Source organism: Acetonema longum DSM 6540, assembly GCF_000219125.1.
Classification (GTDB): Bacteria; Bacillota; Negativicutes; order Sporomusales; family Acetonemataceae; genus Acetonema; species Acetonema longum.
The window spans coordinates 1-7,537 of record NZ_AFGF01000097.1 but is presented as its reverse complement, the minus strand read 5'-3'; the positions used below and the strand labels follow the sequence as shown (position 1 = coordinate 7,537).

Sequence of the window (7,537 nt, the reverse complement as noted above, 5' to 3'; positions counted from 1 at the left end):
GTAAATACCAAGTCTTTTTTGTTATCTAGACGGAAAAGAACTCCGCAAAGCGGTTTTGTCTTTCACCCATGCGGCTGTAATGTTATATTACATCGCTCTTTGGATCTTGCCGGAACGCAAGCAACGAGTACAAGTGTTTAATTGTTTAACTTTACCGTTGACCATAGCCCGGACTTTTTGAATGTTGGGTTTCCAGGTGCGCTTCGTTTTCAGATGGGAGTGACTTACATTGAAACCGCTACGTTCCCCTTTACCGCAAATCTCACAAACGTTTGCCATCTATTCCACCTCCAAGTCTACTTTGATGAAGGACATGCGTCTTAATATCCATAACATTAATATATTATCACATTTCTGGTACAATACGCAAGAGCTGGAACATAGTTTTTACTGTTAACAAGGGAATATGTGGGTTAGTGTCAAAGTATCCATAGGGTGGTGAGAAGGATGGTTAATCCTGCAAAACAGCCAGTTCAAAGTATTAAAGGAATTGGGCCGATGCGAGAGAAGCAACTGGCTAAACTAAATATTTTGACTGTGGAAGATATGTTGGAGCACTTTCCGTTCCGGTATGAAGACAGGACTGCTTTTCAACTGATATCTGCTCTGGAGCCGGAGAAAAAAGCCGCCTTTACGGCGCAAGTGGTCCAGGTGCAAAATCTTCGACAAGGAGGGAAAACTCTTACTAAAGCAACGGTGCGAGACTCCTCCGGAAGTGCTGAGCTTATTTGGTTTAATCAGCCTTATAAAAAGCAGCAGCTTCAGGTGGATTCAAAGCTGTCCATATACGGCAAAGTTCAAATCCGGACCGGGATCAAGCAAATTGTTAATCCGGAAGTAGAACCCGACGCGGAGACATCAGATTCTCTTCATACCGGCACTATCGTGCCGATATACCCGACAACAGATGGTTTAGCGCAAAGAACATTGCGCGGGCTGATTTATCAGGCCATAGAAGAATGCGACTGCTTTCCGGAAACTCTTCCGGAGGCAATCATAAGACAGTGGGACTTAATGAGCCGTGACCGAGCCATCCGTTCTGCACATCGTCCTTCAGATGAAAATACGGTTAAAGCGGCGCTAAAACGACTGGCATTTGAAAAATATTATTTTTTACAATGCGGCCTATTGCTAAGCCGGGCCGGCTATCGGCGTCAGCATGCCGGCATTAAACATGCTCCGGACGGCCGCTGGGTCAACCAGTTGGAAAGTCTTCTGCCGTTTCGCCTGACCAATGGTCAAGCGGCGGCTTTGGATGAAATCAAACAGGATATGGAAAGCGAATGGCCGATGCAACGATTGCTGCAGGGAGATGTTGGATCCGGCAAGACCGTTGTAGCGGCGATTGCTTTGGCTAAAACCATAGAGAATGGCTATCAGGGGGCATTGATGGCCCCCACAGAAATCCTCGCCAGCCAACACTATACATTCCTGACGGAGTGTGTGGACCCACTGGGAATAAAGGTACAGCTCCTTACCGGAAGAATGTCCACGACAACGAAAAAATCCATCATTGATGCCATAAAAAACGGTCAAATCCAACTGGTCATTGGCACCCATGCGCTGATTCAGGAAAATATTGAATTCCAACGATTGGGGCTGGTGGTAACAGATGAACAGCACCGGTTTGGTGTGAAACAGCGGGCGCTGCTGGCGGCAAAAGGGCAGGCGCCGGATGTATTGGTTATGACGGCAACGCCCATCCCCAGAACCATGGCTTTGGTGTTTTACGCCGATTTGGATATCTCTACGATCCGAGAGCTGCCGCCTGGCCGACAAGTCATAAAGACTTACCTGGTGAACCCGGATATGCGGGAACGGGTGTATAAAAATCTGGTAAGACGTGAGGCTGCCCTAAATCATCAGACTTATATAGTATGCCCGATGATTGAAGATACAGAGGAGCTTGATCTGCGTTCGGTCCTTAAAACCATGAAAGAAGTTCAAAATGCCTGGTTAAAAGACATCCCTTGCGCCATGATTCACGGGAAAATGGCTTCAGCAGAGAAAGAGACGGTTATGCAAGCTTTTTATGAGGGGAAGGTTCTGGTTTTGTTTTCCACCACGGTGATTGAAGTCGGCGTGAACGTGCCTCAGGCCACGGTCATGATTGTGGAAAATGCTGACCGATTCGGCTTATCTCAATTGCATCAATTGCGGGGAAGAATTGGCCGGGGCGACAGCCAATCCTACTGCGTATTGATTTCCGAAGGCCATTCTGCCGACACGCTGGAGCGGCTTAAAACGTTAGTTCAGACACAGGATGGATTTGAGATTGCGGAGAGAGACCTTGCTTTGCGAGGGCCCGGTGATTTTTTCGGCACGCGGCAGCACGGTTTGCCGGAATCCAGCCTGATGAATTCAGTCAATGACCTGGACATTCTGCTGGCGGCGAAAGAAGCCGCCGAATATACCATAGAACACCCTGAATTGTGTTCTGCAATTCAGACGCAAATCACTAAGCGGTTTGGACAACTTGCGGATAAGCAGGTTTTATAAAAAAAAAGCGGCGGCTTGCGCCGCCAATTATGGGAGAGGAGAAAATTTACATTCTCATTATGCGCCGTATGCAGTTCTTTTATGCATTTATTCTTTAGATTATAGCCTCAAATGATAAAATAATTTTTTCTTAGCTCACATAAACTATTGCTGCAGGCAAGTACTGATAGAACATCAATTCATTGAGAGGTGATGGCATGGACAGGTATGACCGGGATACATTGTATCATATTGCGGGAAAATGCGATGCATTTGAACACGTTATTCACGCCATGGGGTATGGCTATTCGCTGTTAAATGTTTCTCCCGAGAACTTTATCCGCAGCTGTGACTACTGTATCAATTGGATGGACGGCACCTGCAGAATATTCCGAAATTCTCTGTAGATTTGCCTGACATTGCAGCCTCAGTTAGCAAGTATCAGCAAGTTTGCCCTTGGGAATGGCATCTAAGGAAAGAATGGACTATTTCCCGAAATAAGGCAGGGAAATATTATCTTTTGTCGAATAAAGTCAAACGGATGATTGTAAAACAATATACATCCGGATGGTGGGAATTGTGTGAATTACATATGGATCATGATCATTGTGACTCTGGCTGCCATTGTGATAGCGTATCAATTAGTTGATTGTCAAGATCAGGTAAAGCCCGATGCAACCCCCGTGCCGCCAGCGGGACTTGCATCTGCCATTGAGGCTGCCGTGACGGAGCCCCCGGTTAGTAACAAAATACCGCAAGAGGACAACAACGTGCCTATTCCTTCGGTAGTCCGGCAAAGCCGGGCGGCAAACCGGCACTCCGGCGCTCTTTCTGCCTCTGCACCGAGCGGTGGTGAAGCCGCGCCGGTTCATCAGCCGCTGGCTTCTTTGGATGAACTGGTCAAAATCGCCTATCATGCGAAAGAGGAACAAAACGCCGCTTTGGCTTTTAATACTTTTTTGCAGGCATTAAAATTATATCCGGAGAGCATTGCCGCCCCCTATTTTGTCATTGAAATCGGCAATCTGCTTAAAGCCCAAGGTGCCTATGACGCGGCGATCAATCTTTTTTCAGAGGGAAGAAATCTGCCGGCCATGCTTCAGAATTCCATGCTGGATCAAGAATTCGTTCACAATATCGCCTATCTGCGAATTGCTAAGAATGTATTGCTCGAACGAACAATCGGCTCGATACCCCTGCACCAAATTCCCGCCGATGTTCTGGCAGAAATTAATCACGAATTCGCTGAGTGGAGTGTAATGGAATGATTCCTGCGAATAGGAGGGTGTATACATGCAGAAAAGCAAAGATATCCTTCATTTGCCGGTAGTCAGCATTTTAGAAGGTAAAGAGCTGGGGCTTGTAAGGGATCTGGTGATCAATCCTGCTGATGCTGAAGTGATAGCTTTGGCAATTGATGCTGGCATGTGGTATCTCGGGGCGAAAATATTGTCATTTTCTGCCATCAAAGGCCTGGGGAAAGGCGCCGTGACCATCGAAACCAGCGATGACTTACTGCCAATATTCCAGGTGCCGGAAGCCGTGCAATTTTTGAATACAGGGGTCAAAATCATTGGCACCAAGGTTTTGTCCAATACAGGCCAGATTCAAGGCAAGATTAACGAGTTTTATTTGGATGAAGCGGGCCGTATCATCTCTTGTGAAATAGAAAATCTACAGGGGGAAACGATAAAAGTCCCGGCCAACCGTTTTATTACATTGGGTAAAGATGTTTTGATCATTACCGATTCCAAGGAGCCGGACGGAGGACCCGAATTGTCCAATGCGGCCGCTTATCAAAACGTCACGCCCCTTCGACCTCTGACACGGCTGAATTCCTCAGAAGAAGAGCATCATGCGGGGAGTTTTTCCATTGAGGATTTTGCTCACCGCTCTGACGACAAGCAGCGTCAATATCTTCTGGGGAAAAAATCCACCCGTCGCATTCAGACGGAAACCGGCGTTGTCATCGTAGAGCACGGTGCGGAAATTACGGAAGAAGTCATTCAAAAAGCTAAATTAGCCGGAAAATATCTCGAACTGGCAATGCATCCGTAACAATTCTATGATTTTAAGATTTGTGAATAAGGGTTTAAATTTTAAACAAAAACCAGAATGGACAAACGGTAAAAAAATTACCGGAATGCCATCCTGGCTTTTTAATATTTTATTACGTCCGATAATATCTATTATGTTAAGTTGGATCGAAAAAGGGGTAAAAAAAGATTTTCCGGGATTTATGTGGAATTCTTTTAAGGCTTTATCGATTTCGTCTCTTGCAAATAATATAAATCTTATTCTTCTGCTTCATCCATACAACTCCCGTTTTAACATTATTTGGGTCAATAAATAAAAGGAGTGACAGGAAAATGATAACCATAGGCATACTCATATTCCCTCAGGTTGAAGAACTGGATTTTGTAGGACCGTTTGAAGTTTTGAGTTACGTGAATAAAATAAAACCTGATAGTACTAATGTGATTCTGGTGGCGGAAACTATCGAGCCAATCCGCGCCTTTAACGGAATGAGAATCCTTCCGGATGTGACTCTCACCGACTGCCCTTCCCTCGATATTATATTAACTCCGGGCGGCAAAGGCAGATTAGCGGCTATGAAAAGCGTAGCAATTAAACATTTCATTCAAGAACAAATGAAAACCGTTAAATACGTTGCCTCTGTTTGTACCGGAGCATTTTTACTGGCGGAGGCCGGTCTGCTTACAGGAAAAAAAGCCACCACTTACCACACGACATTTCGTGAATTAGAATCTTATTCTGTCCAAGTCGTTTCCTCGAAAGTAGTGCAGGACGGAAACATCATTACCTCTGGCGGAGTAAGCTCGGGATTAGAGTTAGGTTTCTATTTGTTGAAAGAATTATTTGGATTAAATGTTTCACAGGAGGTGGCCCGCAAAATAGAGTATGACATTGATGTAACCACTCTATAATAGGACAATCTTCTCTCGTTAAATGCCTTCCGGCGAATTCACCGAAGGCTAAATTTATGATTCGATAAAAAGATTTAGCAAGGAGGTAAGAATGCTAAACAGCAATACTCCCCATAAAGCGCTGTCCAGACTGGAAAGAAAAAGGCCGTTCCACTCTCCTCTATCCAACTGTCGCGATATGTATCTTTGCTACATAAACAGCTTGCTCTGCAACTCTGATAGTTTGTTCTTTGCAGCCTGTTCGCCGCAAAGGATCAGTTCGTCGATTCTTTGTTCCGCTGAGAGATCAGAGTGATTAAGACTGCCGGTATCGGGCCGAATGATCACATGAGCATACTCTTTGCTTTTTAACAGGGTTACTTCTCTTCCCATGATCTGTATGCATTGCATTAAAATATCCGTCATTGAATGAATGTCGTGGTTGGGTCGGCCGTCATATCCCAAATCTACGCCAATAATAAAATCCGCCCCCATTTGATGCAGAATATCAGTAGGCAAGTTGTTTTTTACCGCTCCGTCTACTAATAACATATCACCATATTCCTTCGGCAGGAATATTCCCGGAATGGAAATGCTGGCGCGAACAGCGTCGGCAATCATAGTTTGAATGTAGTATCTGGCATTTTCGATTTTTCGTCTATTGTTCAAAGGTGTAACAAAGAATACCGTATCGCCGGAATATACATCAACCGCGGTAATGGCCAGCGGAATTACAGTGTCCTTGACTGTGCGGTTTTGCCATAATCCGGTGAATAGCCTATCGATTTTGACGCCGCTGATTAACCCCATGGGCAGGGAGGAAATAAACCGCAGCTGATCATGAACAAAGCTCTTGACCTCTTTTTTCATAAAACCAGGCATCTTAATATGAATATCAATGAGTTCCGGCAGTGACACAGATTTGACCAATGTTCTCATCTCAGCCACCGTATAACCAGAAGCGTATAAAGCTGCAACAATGGCGCCGGAACTAGTCCCGGCGATCATATCGATTGGGATGCGGTTTTCTTCCAGTACTTTGAGAACGCCAATATGAGAAACTCCCCGGAGAGAGCCTCCGCTTAGCGCCAGCCCCACCCTTCTCCGTTTTTTGTATGGCGTTGGCCTTTTCTCCACAGCAGAACACCTCGCAGTCTTTCATACTTATTGTATGAAATGACCGGTGTATACTGTGAAGCAAAAAAAATCTGCAGCCGGCACCGGATATCAAACTGTTTTTTCCGCCAGGACGATCATACGCGGCGAGTCCGGGCTATACGGTTCATTGTCAAAATTGCCATAGGCATTTACAATATGAAATCCGCTCGCCTGCATAATTAGATCGAGTTCCGGCAGTGAATAAGAGCGAAGAAAGAATTCATACTTTGTCTTGACGCCGGTATTTTGATTGGTTATTTCTCGTTTCATGACAGCCACGCCATTTTGCAATTCCACTTTGTAGGATACGACATAATCACCGCCGGGATGGCGCCAATATCGATTTAAATTGTTGCGGACCATCCAATCCCGGTTCAACAGGTCCATCAACAGCACCCCTTTTGATTGCAGGGATTGGGCAATCAATTTTAGGACATTTAAGTTTTCTTCATCGGAAAAATAACCAAAAGTAGCAAACATGTTAATGACTGCATCAAATTTCTGATGAAAGTCTAAACAACGCATATCATACTGTTGAAATTCAAGCTCCGCCATTTCCTCACGGGCTTTTTGACGGGCAATGTCCAAAAACGCCTGCGTGGGATCCACACCGGTAACGCGAAATCCGTTCTTGGCCAGTTGTATGGCGTGACGGCCATAACCGCAATATAAATCCAATATCCGGGCTGCTGCGGGCAGATTCAGCACCTGCATAATAAAGTAAATCTCTTGCTGGGTATTAGCAGGAGAATAAGACTTATAATCGTCAAAAAATTCCCGTATCATGCTATCATCACCCTTTGGCAGTGCTGTCTAAGTTAATATAGTACCTGGAATTTAACTGTTTCATGCGGGTTAAATTAGTATTCTTCGCTGCTAGCGCCCAAAATCCTGCCATCTTTATGGGACTGTAAGAACGGTATAGGACTGTTGGGAAAGTCAATTGACGATACAAAAAACTACCCTGAAATGGC

At 45.1% G+C, this 7,537-nt stretch carries 8 protein-coding genes; 5 read left to right on the top strand and 3 right to left on the bottom strand.

The features are described 5' to 3' along the window. Positions 1-87: 87 nt before the first annotated feature. Positions 88-279 (bottom strand): 50S ribosomal protein L28, encoded by a 192-nt coding sequence (gene rpmB, locus ALO_RS10930; protein WP_004095689.1) that lies wholly within the window; start codon positions 277-279, stop codon positions 88-90. A 168-nt stretch (positions 280-447) separates the two neighbouring features. Between rpmB and recG the strand changes: the two genes are divergently transcribed. The 5 genes from recG (at position 448) to ALO_RS10905 (ending at position 5,426) form a co-directional block, all read left to right on the top strand. Beyond that, positions 448-2,499, top strand: a complete 2,052-nt coding sequence (recG, locus tag ALO_RS10925; RefSeq protein WP_004095688.1) for an ATP-dependent DNA helicase RecG — start codon at positions 448-450, stop codon at positions 2,497-2,499. Positions 2,500-2,696: 197 nt separating this feature from the next. After that, positions 2,697-2,885 (top strand): hypothetical protein, encoded by a 189-nt coding sequence (locus ALO_RS10920; protein ID WP_004095686.1) that lies wholly within the window; start codon positions 2,697-2,699, stop codon positions 2,883-2,885. 174 nt (positions 2,886-3,059) lie between these two features. Further along, a complete protein-coding gene (locus ALO_RS20875; protein WP_004095683.1) occupies positions 3,060-3,746 on the top strand; it encodes a tetratricopeptide repeat protein in 687 nt (228 codons plus the stop codon). A 25-nt stretch (positions 3,747-3,771) separates the two neighbouring features. Beyond that, positions 3,772-4,536: a PRC-barrel domain-containing protein gene (locus tag ALO_RS10910; RefSeq protein ID WP_004095681.1), complete on the top strand. Its 765-nt coding sequence runs from the start codon at positions 3,772-3,774 to the stop codon at positions 4,534-4,536. Between the two features lie 311 nt (positions 4,537-4,847). Next, complete coding sequence (locus tag ALO_RS10905; protein ID WP_004095678.1) at positions 4,848-5,426, top strand: DJ-1/PfpI family protein; 579 nt, start codon at positions 4,848-4,850, stop codon at positions 5,424-5,426. Positions 5,427-5,615: 189 nt separating this feature from the next. Here the strand turns inward: ALO_RS10905 and ALO_RS10900 are convergent, their stop codons facing one another. Together ALO_RS10900 and ALO_RS10895 are read right to left on the bottom strand one after the other, a co-directional pair. Then, a complete protein-coding gene (locus ALO_RS10900; RefSeq protein WP_040293201.1) occupies positions 5,616-6,542 on the bottom strand; it encodes a patatin-like phospholipase family protein in 927 nt (308 codons plus the stop codon). Between the two features lie 90 nt (positions 6,543-6,632). Beyond that, on the bottom strand, positions 6,633-7,349 hold the full coding sequence (locus ALO_RS10895; RefSeq protein ID WP_004095674.1) for a class I SAM-dependent methyltransferase: 717 nt from the start codon (positions 7,347-7,349) through the stop codon (positions 6,633-6,635). Positions 7,350-7,537: the final 188 nt, after the last annotated feature.